The sequence below is a fragment of the Knoellia sp. LjRoot47 genome (genome assembly GCF_964253435.1).
In the GTDB taxonomy this organism is placed as follows: Bacteria; Actinomycetota; Actinomycetes; order Actinomycetales; family Dermatophilaceae; genus Knoellia.
The window spans coordinates 2,979,378-3,003,099 of the sequence record NZ_CAXUQS020000001.1; the positions used below are offsets into that span (position 1 = coordinate 2,979,378).

The following is a 23,722-nucleotide window of genomic DNA, read 5'->3' on the forward strand; positions in this document are numbered from 1 at the left end:
TCTGCGGCCATGGCGATCAGTGACTTCGACCCGCCTGAGCGATTCGTCGCCGGCACCGTCGGTCCACCGGGCAGCCGCACGTTCTTCCTGCAGGCCCGTGGCGGCGGACGGCTCGTCTCGGTGTCGATCGAGAAGGTCCAGGTCGGCATCCTCGCCGACCGGATCGTCGATCTCCTAGACACCGTCGGGGGCCTCCAGGGCTCGGACGCGGTGGCCGAGCACCATCTCGACACCGAGGCGCTCGAGACGCCCATCGAGGACGATTTCCGGGTCGACACGGTCAGCCTCGCCTGGGAGGAGGACCGCTCCGCCATCGTCATCGAGTGCCACGACCGCGACCCCGAGCAGGAGACGCCGGGCGACTCGGTCCGTGTCGTCCTCGACCCGACGACGGCGCGCGCGTTCGCCCGCCGCTGCCAGGCCCTCGTCTCGGCGGGCCGCCCGCCCTGCCCCTTCTGCGGTCAGCCGCTGGACCCCGAGGGCCACATCTGCCCCCGGGCCAACGGCTACAAGCGCTAGGCCGTGCCCACCGACGCCGAGCAGCTGCTCGCCGTCGGGGAGATCGAGCTCCTCGGACGGATCGTCGACTCCTCCAACGGTGCCGTCCTCGTGCGCGTCAGCCTCGACGGCCGGTCGCGGCTCGCGATCCACAAGCCGGTCGCGCTGGAGAGGCCGCTCTGGGACTACCCGGACGGCACGCTCGCGGGACGGGAGCGGGCGGCATACGTCGTCAGTGAGGCCGGTGGCTTCGACGTCGTGCCCACGACCGTCCTGCACGAAGGCCCGTGGGGGACCGCCTCGACGCAGGAGTGGATGGGCCAGCCCGAGACGCCACCGACGCTCGTCGTCGACGTCGTCGCGCCCGGTGAGGTGCCGGAGGGGTGGCGCGAGGTCCTGCGCGGCGAGACACCCGCTGGCGAGGAGGTCGTCGTCGCGCACTCCGTGGACCCTCGGGTCCGGACGACCGCGGTGTTCGATGCGCTCATCAACAACTCCGACCGCAAGGGTGGCCACCTGCTGCTCGTCGACGACAGCCTCTGGGGCGTCGACCACGGAGTGAGCCTCGGGGTGGAGGACAAGCTCCGGACCGTCCTGTGGGGGTTCGCGGGGGAGCCGCTGCAGCCGTCTGACTCGGCCTGCGTCGAGCGGGTGCTCGACGACCTGGTCGACGGTGACCTGGCCCACCGGCTGGCGGACCTGCTCACGCGTGACGAGGTCGACGCGCTGCGCCGCCGGGCCGAGTCGCTGCTCGCCACGGGAACCCACCCGCTGCCGTCCGCGGGCTGGCCGTCGATCCCGTGGCCGGCGATGTGACGGCCCGCCGTAGGCTTCGTCCGTGATCTCGTGGCCCACCCCGTTCCTGCCCGCCGTCTCCGGACACGGTGCGACCCTCCGCCTTCACGACACGAGCTCGGGGGAGCTGCGCGAGGTGGCACCCGGACCGGTGGCCCGCCTCTACGTCTGCGGCATCACGCCCTACGACGCGACGCACCTCGGGCACGCGGCCACCTACGTCGCCTTCGACCTCGTCGGGCGGGTGCTGCGCGACAACGGCCACGAGGTGCACTACACGCAGAACGTCACCGACGTCGACGACCCGCTGCTCGAGCGCGCCGAGCGCGACGGCATCGACTGGCGCGACCTCGCCGTCGCCGAGGCGGACCTCTTCCGCGAGGACATGACCGCCCTGCAGGTCATCCCGCCGCAGGACTACGTCGGCGTCGTCGAGGCCATGCCGACCATCGCGGCACTGGTGCGGCGCACGATCGAGAGCGGGGCGGCATACGAGGTCACGTCCGAGGACGCCTCGGGACCGGATCTCTACGTCGACCTCGCCCACGTGCGCACCTTCGGGTCGGTCTCTGGCTGGAGTCGCGAGGAGATGCTCGCCGTCTTCGCCGAGCGCGGCGGCGACCCCGACCGGCCCGGCAAGCGCGACGCGCTCGACCCGCTGCTGTGGCGCGCGGCCCGTGACGGCGAGCCGTCGTGGGAGTTCGAGGGCCTGCCGACGGGCCGCCCCGGCTGGCACGTCGAGTGCACCGCGATCGCGCTCGACCGGCTCGGCGTCCCGATGGACGTCAACGGCGGTGGGTCCGACCTGATCTTCCCCCACCACGAGATGACCGTCGCCCAGGCCAGTGCGGTCGGGGTCGACGACTACGCGGCTGTCCACGCGCACGCCGGCATGGTGGGGCTCGACGGGCACAAGATGAGCAAGTCGCGAGGCAACCTCGTCCTCGTCTCGAGGCTGCGCGGTGACGGCGTCGACCCCATGGCCATCCGCCTCGTGCTGCTCGCACAGCACTACCGCTCCGACTGGGACTACACCCCCGAGCTGCTCGCGACCGCCGAGGCGAGGCTCGCCCGGTGGCGCGAGGCGCTGTCGGTCAACACCGCGCCCTCGTCCGACGAGACGGTCGCAGCGATCCGGCAGGCGCTGTCGAGCGACCTCGACGCGCCGTCTGCCCTGGCTGCCGTCGACGCCTGGGCGGAGCGCACGCTCACGGCCGGCGGCGACGAGCCGGGAGCCCCCGGGGTGCTCGCCCGGGCGCTCGACGCGCTGCTCGGAGTGCGCGTCTGAGGCGGCTCACGCCCCTCGCGTCGTCCGTGACGCGCCAGCCGCTGTCTCAGTCGTCGGTGCCGCGCTTGCGCAGGTAGCGCTCGAACTCCTTGGCGATGGCGTCACCGCTCGCCTCGGGCAGGTCCGCGGTGTCCTGGGCGTCCTCGAGCGACTCGACGTACTCGGCCACCTCGGTGTCCTCGGACGCCAACGCGTCGAGCCCGTTCTCCCAGGCGCGGGCGTCCTCGTCGAGCCCACCGTGGTCGATCGGGCTGTCGAGGAGGTCCTCGAGGCACGAGACGATCGCCCGCGTCGCCTTGGGTGAGGGCGTGTGGTGGGCGTAGTGCGGCACGGCGGCCCACACCGAGATCGAGCTGACCCCCACCTGGACGGCGGCGTCGGCGAGCACCCCGACGATGCCGGTCGGGCCCTCGTAGGTGCTGGCCTCGATGTCGTGGCGGTGACGCGTGTCCTCGTTGTCGGACGTCGCCGTCACCTGGATGGGGCGGGTGTGGGCGACGTCGGCGAGCAGGGCACCGAGGGTGATGACGGTGGTGACGTCCGCGGCCTGTGCGAGCTCCATGAGCTCGATCGCGAACGCCCGCCAGCGGAACGACGGCTCGACGCCCTGCACCAGGACGACGTCCCGGCCGATCGGCGTGTCGGTGGCCACGAGGATGCGCGTCGTGCGCCAGCTGATCCGGCGCCGGCCCCCCTCGACGACGACGCGGGGGCGGTTGACCTGGAAGTCGTAGTAGTCCTCGGGGTCGAGGGCCGCGACGGGTTCGGCACCCCACAGCTCGGCCAGGTGCTCGATGACACCGGTCGCTGCCTCACCGGCGTCGTTCCAGCCCTCGAAGGCCGCGATCAACACGGCGTTCTCCAGCTCCGGCAGGTCGTCGAGCTCGATCAACGCATCCTCCTCGTAGGTCTGCCTCCACCCTATTCGTAGACTTCGCGCATGACGTTGCCTGCCGCAGTTCTCTGGGACATGGACGGGACGCTCGTCGACACCGAGCCCTACTGGATCGCCGCCGAGCACGCCATCGTCGAGGAGCACGGGGGCGTGTGGTCCGACGAGTACGCCCACCAGCTCGTCGGCAACGACCTCATGGTCAGCGCGCAGTTCATCCGCGACAACTCCCCGATCACGTGGGAGCCCGAGCGGATCATCGACGAGCTCCTCGTGCGCGTCACGGCCCAGGTGCGCGAGCACGTGCCGTGGCGCCCCGGTGCCCGCAAGCTGCTCGCCTCGCTCCAGGAGGCGGGCGTGCCCAACGCGCTCGTGACGATGTCGTGGCGCTCGCTGGCGAGCGCGGTCGTCGAGGCGTTGCCCGAGGGCACGTTCGCGGCGCTCGTCACGGGTGACGAGGTCGAGCACGGCAAGCCACACCCGGAGCCGTACCACGCAGCAGCGCGGATGCTCGGCGTCGATGCCCTCGACTGCATCGCGATCGAGGACTCGCCGACGGGCGTGCGCTCGGCCGTGGCCGCGGGCGTGCTCACCATCGCAGTGCCGCACGTCGTGCCCGTCCCGCTCATGCGTGGCGCGGTCCAGCTGCCCAGCCTGCGGGGACTCACGCCCCACGACCTCGTGTCAGTCGTCGCCGATGAGCGCCTCGCCCGTGACGCGGGGGTCGAGGACGAGACGACCGGCGGCGGCGGGTAGCGGCGGGGGAGTGCCGCCCCACTCGGGGCAGAGCTCCTTGAAGTCGCACCAGTCGCACAGCCGCGACGTGCGCGGACGCCAGTCACCGGTCTCGCTCGCCCGGACGATCGCCTGCCAGACGGCCTTGACGTTGCGCTCGAGGCCGAGGAGGTCGTGCTCGTCGGGCTCGTAGCGGACGATCTCGCCGTTGCCGAGGTAGACGAGCTGGAGCTGCTTGGGGATCTCACCGCGCTGGCGCCAGAGGACCAGGGCGTAGAACTTCATCTGGAACAGCGCCTTGCCCTCGAACGCCTCACGCGGCGAGCGACCGGTCTTGTAGTCGACGACGCGCATGGCCCCGTCGGGAGCGATGTCGAGCCGGTCGACGTAGCCACGCAGGGTGAGTCCGTCGACCTCGGTCTCGACGTAGAGCTCACGCTCGGCCGGCTCGAGCCACTGCGGGTTCTCGAGGGTGAACCACCGCTCGACGAGCGCGCCCGCTGCGGTGAACCACGCGTCCTCGTCGAGCGCCTCGTCATCCTCGATCATCGTCGCCAGCTCGGGTCGCTCCTCGACGAGGCTGGCCCAACGGGGCTGGAGCAGCGCGAGGGCCGCCTCCGGGGTGCGCTCGGCGGCCGGCAGCTCGAAGAGGTGCTCGAGGACCTCGTGCACGAGGGTCCCGCGCGCGGCAGCCGGCGACGGCGGCCCGTCGAGCTTGTCGATCGTCCGGAACCGGAAGAGCAGCGGACACTGCTTGAAGTCCGCTGCGCGGCTCGGGGACAGGGCGGGAACCATGGACGACACCGTATGCCGTCGCTCCGACACCTCGACGCACCTCACCTCCCCGACGCGCAACGTCCGCATACCTGGTCGAGAAGGTGACCACCGTTGCGGACGCAACGGCCCGGCATACGGCAGCGTCCGCAACCGTGGTCGAGCAGGTGACCACCGTTGCGGACGCAGGCGAGCCCGTATGCCGTCCGGTCGCCTCAGGCGGCGAGGACCGCCTCGTCGGACCCGGACCGCGCGTCCGAGGCCTGCTGGGCGGCGCCGGAGCGCATGGCCCCGCGAAGGCGCCACGCGGCATACACGGCCACGAGGCTGATCGCGAGGTGCAGGCCCAGGAAGCCGTTGGCGAAGCCGGCGCCGAGCAGGGCCCCGGCCACGAGCGGCCCGACCGCCGAGAAGGTCGTCTGGAGGGCACCGAAGATGCCCAGGGTCTGGCCGACCATGCCCGCGGGGGCCAGCGACGCGGTGAGCGGGTTGAGGACGGGGCTGTACATCGTCTCGCCGACGGCGAAGATGCCGAAGGTCGTGACGAACATCGCCGACGCGACACCGGGGGCGAACTGGGCCGACGACAGGACGACCCACGAGAGCACCCAGATGGCACCGACGGCCATGAGCAGCGTGGGCGCGCTGCGGTGGGCCGTGAGGCGCACGACGATGACCTGGAGCGCGACGATGACGATCGCGTTGACCGCAGCGGCGGTGCCGATGGCGGCGGTGTCGATGTCGAGCACTGTGAGGCCGTAGGCCGGGAGCCCGGACTCGAACTGGGCGTAGAAGCCCAGGGCGAGGGTGACGGTGACGACCGCCGTCCAGCGCAGCGCCGGGTTCGCGAAGATGAGCCGGAGCGACTCGCGCGGGCTCGACGGCGCCGAGACATCGGTGGCCAGGTCGCTGCCCGGGTGGACGCCCGCACCGCGGCCGGCCAGTCCGATGATGAGCGACGACATGGCGAACCCCGCAGCGGCCGTGAGGAACCCGAGGTCGAGACCGTGCGGCTGGCGCAGGTCGACGAGGTGGCCGGCGACGTAGGCACCGGCGGCCATGCCGAGGGCCTCACCGGTGAACTTGTAGGCGAAGACCTTGCGGCGGTCCGCGCTGTCGACCCACCGGAGCACGAGCACCTGCTTGGCCGGCACGGCGGCGGTGAGCCCGAGGCCGAAGACGAACATGCCGGCCAGGAAGGCCGCGGGGGAGTCGGCGAAGACCAGCGCTCCGACGCCGAGCGCGCCGAGCAGCTGGGCGACGACGGCGACGAGCACCGGGTCGAAGCGGTCGCTCAGCCGCCCCGCGATCGGTGCCGCGACGAGCGCGCCGATCGAGAACAGCGACGACGCGGCAGCGGCGGCGAACGCGCCCCACCCACGGGTGTCGGCGGCATACGCGTACTGGAAGGGCAGGACGGCACCCCATCCGAGCATTCCGATGGACGAGGCGAGGACGAGCAGCTTGGCGCGCACGGCGAGGTTGCACCTTTCCGGTGGTCTAGGGGAGGAAGAAGACCCCGACCGCACCGGACCGGGACCTCACATCGGCTTCGATGCCGAAGAGTTCGAACCCGAACGTTCGATATCGAAAGGTTAGCATTCGAAGAACGCGTGCGACAATCGGGTTATGCCCCGACGACCGAGGTCCGCAGCGCAGCAGCACCGCGACGCCGTCGCGGCCTATGTGGCCGCCGGCGGTGAGGAGTCGGTGCAGCGCGTCATCACGGCGCTCTACGGCGTGACGAAGAAGCTCGACCAGTGGTACGCCCGTCAGCTCGCCGACCTCGACCTCACGCAGGGCGAGTGGGCCGTGGTCGCGTCACTGGCCCGTGCCGGCGAGGCCTGCCAGACCCCGAGCCAGCTCGCCGAGCTCACGAGCGTCGCGCCGTCGTCGATGACGCACCGGCTCGACAAGATGGTCCAGCGGGGGCTCGTCGAGCGCCGGCCGGACGCCGACAACCGCACCCGCACCCTCGTTTCGCTGACGCAGGACGGGTGGGAGCTGTTCACCCAGTCCATCCGCGAGTCGGACGTCGTCGAGAGCGACGTGCTGCGCGGCCTCGACGCCGGTGAGCGCGACGAGCTGGCGCGCCTCCTCGAAGAGGTCATCGCCGAGCTCGACGACGTCGACCCCTGAGCGGCCGGTGGACCGCCCGCCCGGGTGGGCGTGGGTCCCACGCTCTGCGTGGGCCGGCATACGGGAGCGGTGTCAGTCCTCCGGCTGGTAGCCGAGGTTGGGTCCGAGCCAGCGCTCGGCCTCGGCGAGGGTCCAGCCCTTGCGCGCGGCGTAGTCCTCGACCTGGTCGCGACCCAGCCGCCCGACGACGAAGTACTGGCTCTGCGGGTGCCCGAAGTACCAGCCGCTCACCGCGGCCCCGGGCAGCATCGCCATCGACTCGGTGAGCTCCATCCCGGCCCGCTCCCGCGCGCCGAGCAGCGAGAAGATCGTCTCCTTCTCGGTGTGGTCGGGGCACGCGGGGTAGCCGGGCGCGGGGCGGATGCCGGTGTACTTCTCGGCGATGAGCTCCTCGTTGCTCAGCTGCTCGGCGCCGGCGTGGCCCCACAGCTCGCGACGGACCCGCTCGTGCATGCGCTCGGCGAACGCCTCGGCGAGCCGGTCGGCGAGAGCCTCGACCATGATCGCGTTGTAGTCGTCGAGGTCGTCCTTGAAGGCCTGGATGCGATCGTGCGCACCGAGGCCCGCCGTGACGGCGAAGGCGCCGACGTGGTCGCGGATCCCGGTCTCCTTGGGCGCGACGAAGTCCGACAGGCACCGGTTGGGCACGCCCTCGCGGTGCTGCCCCTGCTGGCGGAGGCCGTGGATCGTCGTGAGGACGGTCTCGCGCGACTCCTCGGCATAGATCTCGATGTCGTCGCCGACGGCGTTGGCGGGGAAGAGGCCGATGACGCCGTTGGCGGTGAGCCAGCGCTCGTCGATGATCTTGTCGAGCATCGCGTTGGCGTCGTCGAAGAGGCGGCGCGCGGCCTCGCCGGTCGCGGGGTTCGACAGGATGTCGGGGTAGCGCCCCTTCATCTCCCACGCCTGGAAGAACGGCGTCCAGTCGATGTAGCGCCGCAGCTCCTCGATCGGGTAGCTCGTGAAGGCCCGCGTGAACTGCGCCGCCGCACGGTGCCAGTGCGAGTCGCTGCGACCCGACCACACGTCCTTGCTCTGCTGGGCGAGCAGGTGCGGACGGAAGGGTCGGTATGCCGTCCAGTCGATCGGCGTGCGCGCCTCCCGTGCCGCGTCGAGCGAGACCAGCGGCCGTTCGCTGCCCTTGGCCGCGTGGCGGGCCCGCATCGAGTCGTAGTCGGCCCTGACCGTCTCGAGGAACGGCTCGCGCTGGGTGTCGGAGAGCAGCTGGCTGGCGACGGGGACCGAGCGCGAGGCGTCCTTGACCCAGACGACCGGACCGCTGTACTGCCCGTCGACCTTGACCGCCGTGTGCGCACGTGAGGTCGTGGCACCGCCGATGAGCAGGGGGATCGTGAAGCCCTGGCGCTCCATCTCTCCCGCGACCCGGACCATCTCGTCGAGCGAGGGGGTGATGAGCCCGGAGAGCCCGATGATGTCGGCGCCCTTCTCCTTGGCCGTGTCAAGGATCTTCTGGGCGGGCACCATGACGCCGAGGTCGATGACGTCGTAGTTGTTGCACTGGAGCACGACGCCGACGATGTTCTTGCCGATGTCGTGGACGTCGCCCTTGACCGTCGCCATGACGATGAGCCCCTTGGAGCTCTGGGTGGCGAGGCCGGACTTCTCCTTCTCCGCCTCGATGTAGGGGATGAGGTGCGCGACGGCCTTCTTCATGACGCGCGCCGACTTCACGACCTGGGGGAGGAACATCTTGCCGGCGCCGAAGAGGTCGCCGACGACGTTCATGCCGTCCATGAGCGGGCCCTCGATGACCTCGATGGGCTTGCCGCCGTCGGCCTCGATCTCCTTGCGCAGCTCCTCGGTGTCGTCGACGACGTGGTCGTCGATGCCCTTGACGAGCGAGTGCGTGATCCGCTCGCGGACCGGAAGGGTGCGCCACTCCGACAGGGCCGCCTCGGGTGCCGCGTCACCGGCGTTGTTGAAGCGGTCGGCGATCTCGAGCAGACGCTCGGTCGAGTCGGGGCGACGGTTGAGGACGACGTCCTCGATCCGCTCCCGCAGCTCGGGGTCGACCTCGTCGAGGACGACGAGGGCGCCGGCGTTGACGATGCCCATGTCCATGCCCGCGGCGATGGCGTGGAAGAGGAAGACGGCGTGGATCGCCTCGCGCACCGGGTTGTTGCCGCGGAACGAGAACGACACGTTGGACACGCCGCCGGAGACGAGGGCGCCGGGCAGGTTCCGCTTGATCCACCGGGTCGCCTCGATGAAGTCGGTCCCGTATGCCGCGTGCTCCTCGATACCCGTCGCCACCGCGAAGATGTTGGGGTCGAAGATGATGTCGTGCGGGTCCATCCCGACCTCCTGCGTGAGCAGGTCGTAGGCACGCTGGCAGATCGTCTTGCGGCGCTCGAGCGAGTCGGCCTGGCCCTCCTCGTCGAAGGCCATGACGACGACGGCGGCGCCGTACTTGCGACAGAGTCGCGCCTGCTCGAGGAAGGGCTCGACGCCCTCCTTCATCGAGATCGAGTTGACGATGGCCTTGCCCTGCGAGCACTTGAGGCCGGTCTCGATGACCTCCCACTTGCTCGAGTCGATCATGAGCGGCACGCGGCAGATGTCCGGCTCGCTCGCGACGAGCTTGACGAAGCGGTCCATCGCGGCGACGCCGTCGATCATCCCCTCGTCCATGTTGATGTCGATGACCTGCGCGCCGGCCTCGACCTGCTGGCGGGCCACGGACAGCGCTGTCGGGTAGTCCTCCTCCTTGATGAGGCGACGGAACCGGGCCGAGCCGGTGATGTTGGTGCGCTCGCCGACATTGACGAAGAGCGAGTCGTCGTCGACGGTGAGCGGCTCGAGGCCGCTGAGCCGAAGGGCGCCGGGGACCTCGGCGGGGACCCGGGGCGTGCCCTGCGCGGCTGCCTCGGCGATGGCCCCGATGTGCTCCGGCGTCGTGCCGCAGCAGCCACCGAGGATGTTGACCAGCCCGCTCGACGCGAACTCCCCGACCACCGACGCCATCTGGTCGGGCGTCTCGTCGTACTCACCGAAGGCGTTGGGCAGCCCGGCGTTGGGGTAGGCCGACACGAAGCAGTCGGCGATCCGGGAGAGCTCGGCGATGTAGGGACGCAGCTCGTCGGCGCCGAGGGCGCAGTTGAGGCCGACGACGAGCGGGCGGGCGTGGCGGACCGAGTTCCAGAACGCCTCGGTGACCTGGCCCGAGAGCGTGCGCCCCGACGCGTCGGTGATCGTGCCCGAGATGAGCACCGGCCACCGGCGGCCGAGCTCGTCGAAGAGGGTCTCGATCGCGAAGATCGCGGCCTTGGCGTTGAGGGTGTCGAAGATCGTCTCGACGAGGAGGGCGTCGGCGCCGCCGTCGACGAGGCCACGGGCCTGCTCGAGGTAGGCCTCGACGAGCTGGTCGAAGTTGATGTTGCGGGCGCCGGGGTCGTTGACGTCGGGGGAGATCGACGCGGTCCGGGTGGTGGGGCCGAGCGCGCCCATGACCCAGCGCGGCCGACCGGTCTCCTCGGCGACGGTGTCGCAGGCTCGGCGGGCGAGGCGGGCCGCCGCACGGTTCATCTCGTAGGCGAGGTCGGCCATGTCGTAGTCGCCGAGCGAGATCCGCTGCGCGTTGAAGGTGTTGGTCTCGACGAGGTCAGCGCCGCCGCGCAGGTAGGCGAGGTGGATCTGCTCGATGACCTCAGGGCTGGTGAGGCTGAGCAGGTCGTTGTTGCCGCGCAGGTCGCTCGGCCAGTCCGCGAACCGTTCGCCCCGGAAGTCCTCCTCGGAGAGCCCTTCGCGCTGGATCATCGTCCCCATCGCGCCGTCGAGGACCAGGACGCGCTCGGACAGCGCAGCGGTGAGATCGGCCGTCGCGTCGGGGCGGTGGTCGATCTCTGTGTCGGGCGAGGTCGTCGCGGTGGAGGTGCTCACTGGGTCGAGTATGCCGCCGCCTCTGTAGGGTCGCGCCCATGGCCGCACCCAGTGAGACGACTTCGAGGGGGTTCGTCATCGCGCGGGTGGGCGGAGTGCCCGTCCAGATCGGCGCCAGCTGGCTCCTCCTGGCGGCCTTCATCACCTTCATCGTGGCCTCCGGTTCCTCGGAACCCGGCGTCCGCAAGTACCTCCTCGGACTCGGGTATGCCGTGGCGCTCCTCGTGTCCGTCCTCGTCCACGAGGGTGCCCATGCGGCGACGGCCCGCTTCGCGGGGCTCCCGGTCCACCGCGTGGTCGCGGACCTCTGGGGTGGGCACACGGCATACGACCCCCGTCTGTCCACTCCCGGGAAGGCCGCGCTCATCGCGGTCGCAGGACCGGTTGCCAACTTCGCGCTGGCCGCCGTGGCCTGGGTCGTGTCGGTGGCGCTGGGTGACGGGACCGCCGGCGAGCTCGTCTTCGTCATGGCGTTCGTCAACGTGCTGCTCGGCGGGTTCAACCTGCTGCCCGGCCTGCCCCTCGACGGTGGTCAGCTCGTCGATGCCCTCGTCTGGCGGATCACGGGCCGGCGCGAGAAGGGGCTCATCGCGGCGGGCTGGACGGGTCGGCTCGTCACGGTCGGCGTCATCCTCTGGTTCGTCGTCCGTCCGCTGCTGTCGGGGGACGAGCCGGCGCTCACCTCGATCATCTGGATGGCGCTCATCGCAATGTTCATGTGGCAGGGGGCCACGGCCGCCATCCGGACCGGGCAGGCTCGCGAGATGCTCGGGCGCGGGACGGTCGCCCAGGTCGTCCAGCCGGTGCCGGTCCTGCGGCCGCACGACGTCCTCGAGGCAGCGGCGGCGACCGGCGGGTGCGCCGTCGTCGTCGATGGCGCGGGGCGGCCTGCCGCGCTCTCTCTGCCCGAGGACGCCGCGGGCGTGCCGCGCGAGCGCTGGTCCACGACACCGGTGTCGGCGGTCGCTCGGGTCCAGCCCGAGACCTGGGTCGCGCAGACGCAGCGTGGGGACGACCTCACCGCCGTCGTCACCGCGATCCAGGAGACGCAGTCGTCGGTGGTCGTCGCCGTCGAGGAGGGGCGGGTCCTCGGCCTCGTCACCGTGGAGGCGGTCAACCGGGCCATCGGCGCCAACTAGACTCCCGCCTCATGAGTGCGACCGGTGCCGACCTTCGACGTGGACCCTTTGCTGAAGGTGAGCGGGTGCAGCTCACGGACTCCAAGGGCCGCCTCCACACGATCACCCTGGCGCCGGGCAAGCAGTTCCACACCCACCGCGGCTACCTCCAGCACGACGACCTCATCGGGTCGCCGGACGGTTCGACCGTGACCAACACGGCCGGGTTCGAGTACCTCGCGCTGCGACCACTCCTCTCCGACTACGTCATGTCGATGCCGCGCGGCGCCGCCGTGGTCTACCCCAAGGACGCGGGCCAGATCGTCACCATGGCCGACATCTTCCCGGGCGCGGTCGTCGTCGAGGCCGGCGTCGGGTCGGGCGCCCTGTCGATGTCGCTGCTGCGTGCCGTCGGCGACACCGGGCGTGTGCACTCGTTCGAGCGGCGTGAGGACTTCGCGGACATCGCGATGGCCAACGCCCGGGCCTACTTCGGTGGGGACCACCCCGCATGGACCGTCACCGTCGGCGACCTCGTCGAGGCCCTGCCCGAGCACGTCGAACCGGGGACGGTCGACCGCGTCGTCCTCGACATGCTCGCGCCGTGGGACTGCCTCGACGTCGTCGGGCGTGCGCTGGCTCCCGGTGGCGTCCTCATCTGCTACGTCGCGACCGCCACCCAGCTCTCCAAGGTCGCCGAGGCGATGCGTGACGCGGGGGAGTGGACTGAGCCGTCGGCGTGGGAGTCGCTCGTGCGCGGGTGGCACCTCGAGGGCCTCGCCGTGCGCCCGCAGCACCGCATGCACGGCCACACCGGCTTCCTCATCACCACCCGCCGGCTCGCTCCCGGGGTGACGCCTCCGCTGCGCAAGCGCCGTCCCGGCAAGGGCTACGAGGGTGCCGACGGCGCGGGTGACGGTGACGGCGCGCCTGTCGAGGCGCTGCCCGGCGCGACCGCCGAGGAGTGGACGCCCGAGGCCATCGGAGAACGCATCCCGTCCGACAAGCGAGTCAGGAAGGTTCGACGCAGCGTCACGGGTTAGCGTGGAGGTGCACGTCACGCCGAGGAGGCCACGATGACCGAGTTCACCCCTCCGTCCGACCGCGAAGCCACGCGTCGCCTCGAGGGCCAGGTCTCCGACCTGCGCTCCCAGGTCAACACCGTGTCCGCTCAGAACGAACGCCTCGTGCGCACCCTGCGTGACGCGCGTGAGCAGATCGTCACCCTCAAGTCCGAGGTCGACCGGCTCGGCCAGCCGCCGTCGGGCTACGGCGTCGTCGTCGAGACCTTCGACGACAAGACCGTCGACGTGCTCACCGGCGGCCGCAAGATGCACGTCGCGGTGAGCCCCACGATCGAGTCCGGCGAGATCGAGGTCGGCCGCGAGGTCATGCTCAACGAGGCCATGAATGTCGTCGCCGTGCACGGGTTCGAGCGGGCCGGCGAGGTCGTCCTCCTCAAGGAAGTCCTCGACGACGAGCGTGTCCTCGTCCTGTCCCGAGCGGACGAGGAGCGCGTATGCCGTGTGGCCGCGTCCCTGTCCGACAAGAAGCTCCGCGTGGGTGACGCCCTGCTCCTCGAGCCGCGCAGTGCGTTCGTCTACGAGCAGATCCCCAAGGCTGAGGTCGCCGACCTCGTCCTCGAGGAGGTGCCGGACATCGCCTACGACGACATCGGCGGTCTCGGCAGCCAGATCGAGCTCATCCGCGACGCCGTCGAGCTGCCCTACCTGCACCCCGACCTCTTCACCGAGCACCACCTCAAGGCCCCCAAGGGCGTCCTGCTCTACGGCCCGCCCGGCTGTGGCAAGACGATGATCGCCAAGGCCGTCGCCGCGTCGCTGTCGCGCAAGATCGCCGAGAAGGAGGGACGCGAGCCCGGGGCGAGCTACTTCCTCAACATCAAGGGCCCCGAGCTGCTCAACAAGTACGTCGGCGAGACCGAGCGGCACATCCGGGTGATCTTCCAGCGCGCCCGCGAGAAGTCCTCCGAGGGCTTCCCCGTCGTCGTCTTCTTCGACGAGATGGACTCGTTGTTCCGGACCCGCGGGTCCGGTGTCTCGAGCGACGTCGAGACGACGATCGTGCCGCAGCTGCTCAGCGAGATCGATGGGGTCGAGGGGCTCGAGAACGTCATCGTCATCGGCGCGAGCAACCGCGAGGACATGATCGACCCCGCGATCCTGCGACCCGGTCGCCTCGACGTGAAGATCAAGATCGAGCGGCCCGACGCCCAAAGCGCCACCGAGATCTTCAGCAAGTACCTCACCGCCGACCTGCCGTTGCACGCCGACGACCTCGCCGAGAACGGCGGCTCGCCGGAGGCGACCGTCGACGCCATGACCCAGGCGGTCGTCACCCGGATGTACTCCGAGGACGACGAGAACGAGTTCCTCGAGGTGACCTACGCCGGCGGCGACAAGGAGATCCTCTACTTCAAGGACTTCAACAGCGGCGCGATGATCCAGAACATCGTCGACCGGGCCAAGAAGATGGCGATCAAGGACCTCCTCACCACCGGCCACCGCGGCCTGCGCGTCGACCACCTCCTGCAGAGCGTCGTCGACGAGTTCAAGGAGAACGAGGACCTGCCCAACACGACCAACCCCGACGACTGGGCGCGGATCTCGGGCAAGAAGGGCGAGCGGATCGTCTACATCCGCACGCTCATCAAGACCAAGGAGGGCAACGAGCCGGGCAGGTCGATCTCGACGATCGCCAACACCGGCCAATACCTCTAGTCCCTACCCCCGACTTATTGCGACTTCGCAGAGCCCGCCCGCTGGACTTGTTGCGACTTCGCAGAGCGGCCCGAGTTCCACCGATTGCGACTTCGCAGAGCGTGTATGCCGGCTCACCACACCTTGCGCTCGAACTCCTTCGTGAGCGACCTTCGCCACGTGGTCAGCTGGGCGTCGACAAGGCACTCGGGTAGCGGATGGGAGCAGCACGAGCAGCGGAACACGGCGTTGACCCTCGCCGATGCGTGACGACGGGCCTCACGTTGGAAGCGCGTGTGGATCTGCGTCCCGTCGATGGCATCCCTCGATGTCCACCGGACGAAGCCCAGCCCGAGCCGGCCCATGGTGCGCTGGCGTTCCTGCTCTCGGTGCAGCGCCCGCAGCACGGAATCTTCGTCGGCCCCATCCACGAGGTACTTACCGACCCCGTCCGCTTCACCGACCAGACCCAGCTCTGGCCACAAGGTGTCCGGGCGACCGACGAACTCGCCGTCCGGCGTGAAGACGTTGACCTGCGGGATGCCGGTCGGAAGACCCCAGCCGGCCATGGACCAGGCTGACGCCGACTCGAGCCAGTTCTCGCGGCGTCCGTCCACGAGCATGAGGACGCCGTTGGTGCTGGCAACGCCTGGCCATCGTCGTTGGTGGCGCCGCATCTCCAACAGGTCGTCGAGACCGCAGAGACCGGCTCGGATGGCGCCATCGGCGATCGCCAAGGCGTCGCGCTGATGGGCCTCACGGCCGCAGTCGATCACGGCTCGTGAGGGGATGAATCCCGGGACTCCATGGCGGATGATGATGTGATCCGGTGGCGTCCTGCCGCGGTGGAACCGGCACCACGAGGCCTTTGGGCTGGTCCGCACGTCGTCGAGGACTGTCATACTGACGACCTGTGGCGGGTGCGAGGGCTGCGGAAGGCCCAGCAGTAGGGCTTGGCTCGTGTGGCTGACCACCGCATCCGGGATGAGCCGCACGGAGGCCTCGACGAGCAGGCGATGACACTCCCAGGGTGACGCCGCCTCCCACGGCGCGCGGACGGCATACAGGCCTCTGGTGGGAGAGGTCAGGAAGGCCACCCTGAGCGCATGGCTCACGGTCGTGCCCGGAAGTCCTGCGGCTGCCGACTCCCGCCGAACGAAGGGCTGGGGCAGGCCGCTCAGGGCGCGCGCGGTGAAGGGATCCACCCACCGGACGATGGGTCATCCGAGTAAGGAATGTGAGGGGCGACAGGACGATCTGTGGACAACGGCCGGCCCCCGGGTCGGCTGTGGAAACTCGCCGAGGTCGCAATCAGTCGATCGGAGGCACTCTGCGAAGTCGCAATCAGTTGGAGGAGAGGAGGTGGGCGAGGAGGCGCCAGCCGATCAGCGTCGCCGTGAGGAAGAGCGTCGCCACGACGATGAAGGACGGGGCCGTCCCGGCCGTGGCGAGCTTGCGCAGGAGCATGCCCACGACGACCGTGGCGACGACGACGACGGTGCCGAACTGCCACGTCCGCGGCGCCGCGTCGAGCGTCAGCGAGGCGAGCAGGTAGCCGGCCGCCGTCCCGCAGAGGAACGGCGCCGCCGTCTCGAGGACTCCTCCGACCGTGATGCCGTGGGCGTGCGAGCGGCGCCCGACGGTCGCGAAGACCAGGACGGCGAGCAGGTCGAGCAGTGGTGCGAGGACTCGCGACACGGGCTCAGCTCCCGACCTTGTCGAAGAGCGAGCCCTGCGGCGGGGCGTGCGTCGGGTCGACTCCGTCGAAGAGGATGCTCACCGACTCACCACCGTGGATGCGGGTGATCGCCTCGGCGAAGAGCCCGGACACCGTGCGTACCTGGAGTTCGGGCCACCCCGAGGGGGCCGGCACGGTGTCCGTGGTCACGACCTGGCTCACCATCGGGTGGTTGCGCAGCCGCTCGACGGCGCGGCCGGCGAACAACCCGTGGGTGCACGCCACGGCGGCCTCGGTCACCCCGAAGTCGGCGAGCCGGTCGAGGAGCTCAATGATGGAGCCGCCTGTGGCGATCTCGTCATCGAGGACGATGGCCCGCTTGCCCCGGACGTCACCAACGATCGAGTCGATGACGACCTTGTCGTCGCTCTCGCGCTTCTTGCTGCCGGCCGCCACCGGCAGCCCGAGCAGGCGGGAGAACTGCGTGGCCTCCTTGGCGTTGCCGAGGTCGGGGGAGACGACGACGGAGTCGCTGAGGTCGGTCCCCCGGAAGTGGTCGGCGAGCACGCCCAGCGCCGTGAGGTGGTCGACCGGGACGGAGAAGAAGCCGTGCACCTGGGGTGCGTGCAGGTTCATCGTCAGGACCCGGTGGGCCCCGGCCGTCGAGATGAGGTCGGCGACGAGCCGGCCACCGAGCGAGATGCGCGAGGCGTCCTTCTTGTCGGAGCGGGCGTAGGCGAAGTGGGGGATGACCGCCGTGATCTGCGCGGCCGAGGCACCCCGAGCCGCGTCGATCATGAGGAGCAGCTCCATGAGGTGCTCCTGCGTCGGCGGGACGAGCGGCTGGACGATGTAGACGTCGCGCTGGCGGCAGTTCGCGAGGAGCTGCGCCTGCAGGCAGTCGTTGCTGAAGCGCTTGATCTCGCTGCGCGAGAGGGGGACCCCGAGCCGGTCGCAGATCTGGGAGGCGAGCCCTTGGTGGGCACTGCCGGAGAAGACGACGATCTCTCGCATGGTCGAAACCCTAGGCCAGAGGTCAGGTCAGGTGACGACGCAGTTCACTCACGAGCTCCCACCGGTGCTGTGCCCCGGCCGCCGAGACCCTCGGAAAGCTCGCAAACCCGTGCGGCACCCCCAAGTAGTTCGTGTGACGCACCTCGACCCCCGCCTCGCGCAGCGCCACGGCATACCGGCTTCCGTCGTCCCGGATCGGGTCGAGGTCCGCGGTCTGGATGAGCGCGGGCGGCAGGCCGGCGAGGTCGCCGAACAGGGGCGACAGCAGCGGGTTCTCGTAGTCCCGCGCCGGCGCGTAGTGGTCGCGGAAGGCGAGCATCGAGTCGCGGGTGAGGATCGGCGCGTTGGCGTGCTCGTCGATCGACGGCGACGACATCGTGAGGTCGGTCGCGGGATAGAGCAGCGCCTGGTGCCGGATCCAGTCGGCTCCGCTCGACGCCACGACCTGCGCCACCACGGCCGCGAGGTTGCCGCCGGCGGAGTCACCGGCGACCGCGATCCGGTGGGCGTCGGCACGCAGGACGTCGGACTGGGCAGCGACCCACGTCGTGGCGTCCACGGCGTCGTGGGCCGCCGTCGGCGCAGGGTGCTCCGGAGCGAGGCGGTAGTCCACGCTCACGACGACGGCGCCCACCCCGGCGGCCAAGAACGTGCACAGCGGGTCGTAGTTCACGACGTTGCCGAGGACCCAGCCGCCGCCATGGAACCAGACGATGACGGGCACGTCGTCCTGCGCGTCGCGGATCGCCCGAGGCCGGTAGATGCGCAACGGGATCTCGTAGCCGTCACGCGCCGGCGCCGTCCCGTAGGTGATGCCGACCGCGGGATCCGCGACCCCCGTGACCCACGACTGCGGTGGCCTCGTCGGATAGGTCGACCCACGCGCCTCGTGCCGCTGCTGCTCGTCCATCTCCTGCACCGGCACCCGGAGCCGGTCGATCACCGCCACGGTGGCGGTGGTCAGGGGGGACATTCCGCGGTACGAGCGCATGCCGGGAGTATGCCGTGGGCATGGTTGGCTTGCACCCATGTCCTTCACCGGTGTCGCAGAGGTGGTGTCATGACCGTCCGCCGGGTCATGGGCATCGAGACCGAGTACGGCATCTCCGTCCCGGGTGCCCCGGGTGCGAACCCGATGGTGCTCTCCGGTGACGTCGTGACGACGTATGCCGCGAGCCGGGGGATCCGTCCCGCGCAGGCCTCGTGGGACTACGCCGACGAGGCTCCACTGCGCGACGCCCGCGGGTTCGACATGGGTCGTGGCACGGCCCACCCGAGCCAGCTCACCGACGTCGAGGACCCCACGATGGCCAACGTCGTCCTCACCAACGGCGCCCGGCTCTACGTCGACCACGCCCACCCCGAGTACTCCTCACCGGAGGTGACGACCCCTCGCGACGCGGTCGTGTGGGACAAGGCGGGCGAGCTCGTCATGCGCGAGGCCGTGCACAGGCTCGCCACCATGCCGCCGGGCGTCAACCTCTACAAGAACAACACCGACGGCAAGGGCGCGTCCTACGGCACGCACGAGAACTACCTCATGTCGCGCCGCACGCCGTTCGCCCGGATCATCGCGCAGCTCACGCCGTTCTTCGTCGTCCGCCAGGTCATGTGCGGGTCCGGACGCGTCGGCATCGGCGTCGACTCGCGCACCCCGGGCTACCAGCTTGCCCAGCGCAGCGACTTCTTCGAGACCGAGGTCGGCCTCGAGACGACCCTCAAGCGGCCGATCATCAACACCCGCGACGAGCCGCATGCCGTGGCCGACCTCTACCGCCGCCTCCACGTCATCCTCGGTGACGCCAACCACTGCGACGTCGCCAACCTCCTCAAGATGGGCTCGACGTCGCTCGTCCTCGCGATGATCGAGGACGACGCCTTCACGACCGACCTCTCGGTCGTGGCCCCTGTGCGCACGCTGCAGGCGGTCAGCCACGACCCGACCCTCCAGTCGACGATCGAGCTGCGCGACGGCCGTTCGATCCGCCCGGTCGAGCTGCTCCGCACCTACTTCGAGCTCGCCATCGACTACGTCGACGCGAAGTGGGGGAGCGACGTCGACCCCGAGACCACCGAGGTGCTGCACTGGTGGGACCGCGTCCTCACAGCGCTTGAGGGCGACCCGATGGACGCCCGACGCTGGGTCGACTGGGTCGCCAAGCTCTCCGTCCTCGAGGGCTACCGCGAGCGTGACTCGCTCGGCTGGGGCGACCCGCGCCTCAAGGCCGTCGACATCCAGTGGTCCGACGTGCGCGCCGACCGCGGTCTGGCCCACCGACTCGCCGCGACCGGACGGGTCGAGGTGCTCGTGTCCGACGAGGAGGCCACCCGCGCCATGGACGCCGCGCCCGAGGACACCCGGGCGTGGTTCCGCGGCGCGTGCCTGCGCAAGTTCCCCGAGTCCGTCGTGGCGGCTTCGTGGGACTCGGTGGTCGTCGAGGTGCCGGGGGAGCGCACGTTGCAGCGCATCCCGATCCTCGAACCCCTGCGCGGCACCAAGGCAGCCGTCGGTGACCTCGTCGACGGGGCGCCCGACATCCGCTCGCTCCTCGCGTCGCTCGCCGTCGCCGACGGGTCGTCGGACTAGGCTCGGTGAGCAGAGGCGCCCTCCGGGGTGCGCGGCGACACGAGGAGGACTCCCATGGCCGGCCAGGAACAGGTCAAGCCCACGCGACGAGACGACGGCCCTGACGACGCCCCCGAGCCCGCGGCCGCCCCGGCGGCGCAGGTGTCCGACTCCGACATCGACGACATCCTCGACGAGATCGACGGGGTGCTCGAGACCAACGCCGAGGAGTTCGTGCGCGGGTTCGTCCAGAAGGGCGGCGAGTGAGCCCGGTGCCCGACGGCGGACGACTCCCCGCGGCATACCTGCGCACCGGTTCGTCGTCGTTCACCGACTTCGTCGCCGAGCACGAGCCGAGCCTCATCCCGTCGCGACGCGGGCTCCCACCGGGGGCCACCATCGACGCTCCGCACGGCACGACCATCGTCACGCTGACCTTCGAAGGCGGAGTCCTCATGGCCGGCGACCGCCGGGCCACGATGGGCAACATCATCGCCAACCGTGACATGGAGAAGGTCTTCGCGACCGACGAGTTCTCGGTCGTCGGCATCGCCGGCACGGCCGGTCTCGCGATCGAGCTGGTCCGGCTCTTCCAGGTCGAGCTTGAGCACTACGAGAAGATCGAGGGCACCCTGATGTCCCTCGAGGGCAAGGCCAACCGCCTCGCCTCGATGATCCGCGGCAACCTCGGCATGGCCATGCAGGGCCTGAGCGTCGTCCCGGTCTTCGCCGGCTACGACCACCACGAGGGCCTGGGCCGGATCTTCTCCTACGACGTCACCGGCGGCTGCTACGAGGAGCACGACCACCACAGCGTCGGCTCGGGCTCGCTCTTCGCCCGCGGCGCCATGAAGAAGCTCTACCGCCCCGGCATGGCACCCGACGAGGCCCTGCGCGTCGCCGTCGAGGCCTTGTGGGACGCCGCCGACGACGACTCGGCCACCGGTGGGCCCGACGTCGGGCGGCGCATCTGGCCCACCGTCGCGCTCGTCACCGCCGAGGGCGCCCGCTTCGTCGCCGACGACGCGGTCGCACCGGTCGTCGACGCGATCATCGCCCACCGCCACGGCAATGCCGGTGGCCGTCGCGACGGGAGTGCCTCATGACCGCCGGTATGCCGTTCTACGTCTCGCCCGAGCAGCTCATGAAGGACCGGGCCGACTTCGCCCGCAAGGGCATCGCCCGGGGCCGGTCCGTCGTCGTGCTCGGCTACGACCACGGCATCGCCTTCGTCGCCGAGAACCAGTCGCGCAGCCTGCACAAGATCGGTGAGATCTACGACCGCATCGCGTTCGCCGCGGTCGGCAAGTACAACGAGTTCGAGAACCTCCGGGTCGCCGGTGTCCGCTACGCCGACCTTCGGGGCTACTCCTACGACCGCAGCGACGTCACTGCCCGTGGGCTCGCCAACGCCTACGCCCAGACGCTCGGCACGGTCTTCACCCAGGAGTCCAAGCCCTACGAGGTCGAGATCGTCGTGGCCGAGGTCGGTCGTGACGTCAAGAGCGACCAGATCTACCGCCTCACCTACGACGGGTCGGTCGCCGACGAGCACGGGCTCGTCGCCATGGGCGGCGCGTCCGACCAGATCGAGGAGCGGCTCACCGAGCAGTGGCGACCGGGGCTCACCCTGGCGCAGGCGCTCCAGCTCGCCGTCGCGGGCCTGGCGCACGACCCCGCCGGCGGTCCGGACCGCGAGGTCGGACCCCACCAGCTCGAGGTCGCGGTGCTCGACCGCACCAGGTCACGGCGCACCTTCAGCCGCATCAACGGCGACCTGCTCGGGCAGCTGCTCTCCGAGGACGACCCCACCGACGACGTCCCGCCGGCCGACCACGACACGCCCCGCCAGGCGGCGAGCAACCCGCAGACCCAGCGCCACGGCGACGGGTCGACCCCCGACTCCGACTGAGCTGCTCGACGAGATCGGGCGGACGGCACTCTCGGACGCGCGAGACGTGCCCCTCTGCCCGATCCCGGCCTCGACCCTGCGGGCGTGTCCCCGCGTGCCGAGTCCCCGCGTCCTCGGCCCTCCCCGTGTCCCGGCCGCCCTCAGCCCGCCGCCACGCCCTCCCGCACGGGGAGGTGCTCGGCGAGCCACTGCGTCGTCTGCTCCCACGCCGCCGCAGACGCCTCGGCGTGGTGGAACATCGGCGAGGGGTTGTCGAACGCGTGGCCGGCGCCGGGGTGCACCTCGAACGTCACGTCGTCCGACCCCTCCGTCACCGCTCGCTCGATGTCGCGCACCGTCTCGAGCGGGATGTAGGCGTCGTCGTCGCCGAAGTGGTGCAGGCTCGCCACCGTGACCTCGGGCGCGAGACCGAGCAGGTTCGGCAGCGCGGACCCGTAGTAGCTCACGAGGACGTCCGGCTTGGGGTCGGCCACGGCCGCCACGTTGAAGGCCATACCGCCACCGAAGCAGAACCCGAGCACGCCCACACCACCATCGACGGCGGGGTGGGCCCGCAGCGCGGCCACCGCGTCCACGCCGTCCGCGACGGCGAGCTGCCAGTCGACCTCCTCGAGGAGCTTCATCGCACGCGGCAGCCCGGCTCCGCCCTCCTCGACGACCGGATCCCCGAGCCGTCCGTAGAGGTGTGGGACCAGCACGACGTAGCCGAGGTCGGCGAGGTCCTGCGCCCGCGACCGGATGTAGTCGGTGACCCCGAAGATCTCCTGGAAGAGGACGATCCCCGGACCGGACCCCGATGCGGGCAGGAGCAGGTCAGAGGGGATCTCGAGTGCGATGTCGTCGGCCATGCGGAACAACGTATGCCGTGCGGTCCCGCGATCGGGACGGCACGGCATACGAGGTTTCGAGGTCTCAGGCGGTGGGTGCCGCCGCGTAGCGCAGGTAGGGCTTGACCTCCTCGACATCCTTGAACGTCGCGCGGGCGTCCTCGGTGGACACCGTCGGGGCGACGATGACCCGCTCACCGCGCTTCCAGTCGGCCGGTGTCGAGAACGGCCCGGAGTCGTTGACCTGGAGGGCGTCGAGAGCGCGCAGCACCTCGTCGAAGTTGCGCCCGGCGCTCTTGGGGTAGGTGAGCGTGAGGCGCACCTTGCCCTTGGGGTCGATGAGGAAGACCGAGCGCACGCTCGAGGTGTCGCCCTCGCCCGGGTGGATCATGTCGTAGAGCTCGGCGACCTTGCGGTCCTTGTCGGCGACGATCGGGTAGGTCACGGCCGAGCCGCCGACCTCCTCGATGTCCTTCTTCCACGCCTCGTGGTCGTCGATGGCGTCCACCGACACGGCGAGCACCTTCGCGTCGCGGCTGGCCCACTCGTCCTTGAGGGCGGCGACACGGCCGAGCTCGGTGGTGCAGACCGGTGTGAAGTCCGCCGGGTGGCTGAAGAGCACGGCCCAGCCGTCGCCCTTCCAGTCGTGGAAGCTGATCTCACCCTCGGTGGTCTCAGCGGTGAAGTCGGGGGCGGTGTCGCCGAGTCGCAGCGTGGCCATGGGGGTCCTCTCATCGATAACACAGCGTTGTCGAAGACCCAACATGCCGTTAGGTGCCGAATGCTGGTACCGCCGTCCCGGATGCTGGACCGGACGTGGTGCGGACCCGCCCTCGCGTCGCTGCCACCGAGACTAGGGTGACGTC

22 protein-coding genes are annotated in these 23,722 nt (G+C 70.5%); 12 read left to right on the forward strand and 10 right to left on the reverse strand.

Features of this window, described 5'->3' with window-relative positions:
- The first annotated feature begins 9 nt into the window (after positions 1–9).
- The 3 genes from ACSQ11_RS14400 to mshC are packed head-to-tail and all read left to right on the forward strand — an operon-like array spanning position 10 to position 2,581.
- Complete coding sequence (locus tag ACSQ11_RS14400) at positions 10–519, forward strand: DUF3090 domain-containing protein (RefSeq protein WP_436006546.1); 510 nt, start codon at positions 10–12, stop codon at positions 517–519.
- Positions 520–522: 3 nt separating this feature from the next.
- Entirely contained in the window at positions 523–1,314 is a 792-nt protein-coding gene (locus ACSQ11_RS14405) for an SCO1664 family protein (RefSeq protein ID WP_436006548.1), read from the forward strand.
- A gap of 22 nt (positions 1,315–1,336) precedes the next feature.
- Positions 1,337–2,581, forward strand: a complete 1,245-nt coding sequence (gene mshC, locus ACSQ11_RS14410; protein WP_436006550.1) for a cysteine--1-D-myo-inosityl 2-amino-2-deoxy-alpha-D-glucopyranoside ligase — start codon at positions 1,337–1,339, stop codon at positions 2,579–2,581.
- Positions 2,582–2,627: 46 nt separating this feature from the next.
- On the opposite strand, the gene ACSQ11_RS14415 is transcribed toward mshC, so the two are convergent.
- Positions 2,628–3,473, reverse strand: a complete 846-nt coding sequence (locus ACSQ11_RS14415; protein ID WP_436006552.1) for a PAC2 family protein — start codon at positions 3,471–3,473, stop codon at positions 2,628–2,630.
- 48 nt (positions 3,474–3,521) lie between these two features.
- Between ACSQ11_RS14415 and ACSQ11_RS14420 the strand changes: the two genes are divergently transcribed.
- Positions 3,522–4,229 (forward strand): HAD family hydrolase, encoded by a 708-nt coding sequence (locus ACSQ11_RS14420; protein WP_436006554.1) that lies wholly within the window; start codon positions 3,522–3,524, stop codon positions 4,227–4,229.
- On the opposite strand, the gene ACSQ11_RS14425 is transcribed toward ACSQ11_RS14420, so the two are convergent.
- Together ACSQ11_RS14425 and ACSQ11_RS14430 are read right to left on the reverse strand one after the other, a co-directional pair.
- Entirely contained in the window at positions 4,158–5,003 is an 846-nt protein-coding gene (locus ACSQ11_RS14425; protein ID WP_436006556.1) for a RecB family exonuclease, read from the reverse strand. The two genes, ACSQ11_RS14420 and ACSQ11_RS14425, sit on opposite strands and share 72 nt — an antisense overlap.
- 194 nt (positions 5,004–5,197) lie before the next feature.
- The gene (locus tag ACSQ11_RS14430; RefSeq protein WP_436006558.1) at positions 5,198–6,457 is read right to left on the reverse strand and encodes an MFS transporter; all 1,260 of its coding nucleotides are present in this window, start codon (positions 6,455–6,457) and stop codon (positions 5,198–5,200) included.
- Positions 6,458–6,611: 154 nt separating this feature from the next.
- Here ACSQ11_RS14430 and ACSQ11_RS14435 point away from each other — a divergent pair, with 154 nt between their 5' ends.
- Complete coding sequence (locus tag ACSQ11_RS14435; RefSeq protein ID WP_436006560.1) at positions 6,612–7,121, forward strand: MarR family winged helix-turn-helix transcriptional regulator; 510 nt, start codon at positions 6,612–6,614, stop codon at positions 7,119–7,121.
- Between the two features lie 72 nt (positions 7,122–7,193).
- Here ACSQ11_RS14435 and metH read toward each other — a convergent pair whose 3' ends face one another.
- A complete protein-coding gene (gene metH, locus ACSQ11_RS14440; RefSeq protein WP_436006562.1) occupies positions 7,194–11,021 on the reverse strand; it encodes a methionine synthase in 3,828 nt (1,275 codons plus the stop codon).
- Between the two features lie 38 nt (positions 11,022–11,059).
- Here metH and ACSQ11_RS14445 point away from each other — a divergent pair, with 38 nt between their 5' ends.
- From ACSQ11_RS14445 to arc, 3 genes are read left to right on the forward strand one after another with little or no spacing between them, the layout of a single operon-like run.
- A complete protein-coding gene (locus tag ACSQ11_RS14445) occupies positions 11,060–12,160 on the forward strand; it encodes a site-2 protease family protein (protein ID WP_436006564.1) in 1,101 nt (366 codons plus the stop codon).
- An 11-nt stretch (positions 12,161–12,171) separates the two neighbouring features.
- A complete protein-coding gene (locus tag ACSQ11_RS14450; protein WP_436006566.1) occupies positions 12,172–13,182 on the forward strand; it encodes a tRNA (adenine-N1)-methyltransferase in 1,011 nt (336 codons plus the stop codon).
- Positions 13,183–13,215: 33 nt separating this feature from the next.
- Positions 13,216–14,880: a proteasome ATPase gene (gene arc, locus ACSQ11_RS14455; protein WP_436006568.1), complete on the forward strand. Its 1,665-nt coding sequence runs from the start codon at positions 13,216–13,218 to the stop codon at positions 14,878–14,880.
- A 113-nt stretch (positions 14,881–14,993) separates the two neighbouring features.
- Here the strand turns inward: arc and ACSQ11_RS14460 are convergent, their stop codons facing one another.
- The 4 genes from ACSQ11_RS14460 to ACSQ11_RS14475 all read right to left on the reverse strand — a co-directional run bounded on the left by ACSQ11_RS14460 (position 14,994) and on the right by ACSQ11_RS14475 (position 18,542).
- The gene (locus tag ACSQ11_RS14460) at positions 14,994–16,064 is read right to left on the reverse strand and encodes a hypothetical protein (protein ID WP_436006570.1); all 1,071 of its coding nucleotides are present in this window, start codon (positions 16,062–16,064) and stop codon (positions 14,994–14,996) included.
- A 139-nt stretch (positions 16,065–16,203) separates the two neighbouring features.
- Entirely contained in the window at positions 16,204–16,557 is a 354-nt protein-coding gene (locus tag ACSQ11_RS14465; RefSeq protein WP_436006572.1) for a DUF3054 domain-containing protein, read from the reverse strand.
- Positions 16,558–16,561: 4 nt separating this feature from the next.
- Positions 16,562–17,551, reverse strand: a complete 990-nt coding sequence (locus tag ACSQ11_RS14470; protein ID WP_436006574.1) for a ribose-phosphate diphosphokinase — start codon at positions 17,549–17,551, stop codon at positions 16,562–16,564.
- Between the two features lie 22 nt (positions 17,552–17,573).
- Positions 17,574–18,542, reverse strand: a complete 969-nt coding sequence (locus tag ACSQ11_RS14475) for an alpha/beta hydrolase (RefSeq protein ID WP_436006576.1) — start codon at positions 18,540–18,542, stop codon at positions 17,574–17,576.
- A gap of 69 nt (positions 18,543–18,611) precedes the next feature.
- On the opposite strand from ACSQ11_RS14475, the gene dop reads away from it, so the two are divergent.
- From dop to prcA, 4 genes are read left to right on the forward strand one after another with little or no spacing between them, the layout of a single operon-like run.
- Positions 18,612–20,138 (forward strand): depupylase/deamidase Dop, encoded by a 1,527-nt coding sequence (dop, locus tag ACSQ11_RS14480; protein WP_436006578.1) that lies wholly within the window; start codon positions 18,612–18,614, stop codon positions 20,136–20,138.
- A gap of 54 nt (positions 20,139–20,192) precedes the next feature.
- Positions 20,193–20,384 carry a ubiquitin-like protein Pup gene (locus tag ACSQ11_RS14485; protein ID WP_436006580.1) on the forward strand — a complete coding sequence of 64 codons (192 nt, stop codon included), beginning with the start codon at positions 20,193–20,195 and terminating at the stop codon, positions 20,382–20,384.
- Positions 20,381–21,223, forward strand: a complete 843-nt coding sequence (gene prcB, locus ACSQ11_RS14490) for a proteasome subunit beta (RefSeq protein ID WP_436006582.1) — start codon at positions 20,381–20,383, stop codon at positions 21,221–21,223. Before ACSQ11_RS14485 ends, prcB begins: the two co-directional genes overlap by 4 nt.
- Positions 21,220–22,029 carry a proteasome subunit alpha gene (prcA, locus tag ACSQ11_RS14495; protein WP_436006584.1) on the forward strand — a complete coding sequence of 270 codons (810 nt, stop codon included), beginning with the start codon at positions 21,220–21,222 and terminating at the stop codon, positions 22,027–22,029. Before prcB ends, prcA begins: the two co-directional genes overlap by 4 nt.
- A 140-nt stretch (positions 22,030–22,169) precedes the next feature.
- On the opposite strand, the gene ACSQ11_RS14500 is transcribed toward prcA, so the two are convergent.
- Together ACSQ11_RS14500 and ACSQ11_RS14505 are read right to left on the reverse strand one after the other, a co-directional pair.
- A complete protein-coding gene (locus ACSQ11_RS14500; protein WP_436006586.1) occupies positions 22,170–22,877 on the reverse strand; it encodes a dienelactone hydrolase family protein in 708 nt (235 codons plus the stop codon).
- A gap of 64 nt (positions 22,878–22,941) precedes the next feature.
- Positions 22,942–23,577, reverse strand: a complete 636-nt coding sequence (locus ACSQ11_RS14505; protein WP_436006588.1) for a peroxiredoxin — start codon at positions 23,575–23,577, stop codon at positions 22,942–22,944.
- Positions 23,578–23,722: the final 145 nt, after the last annotated feature.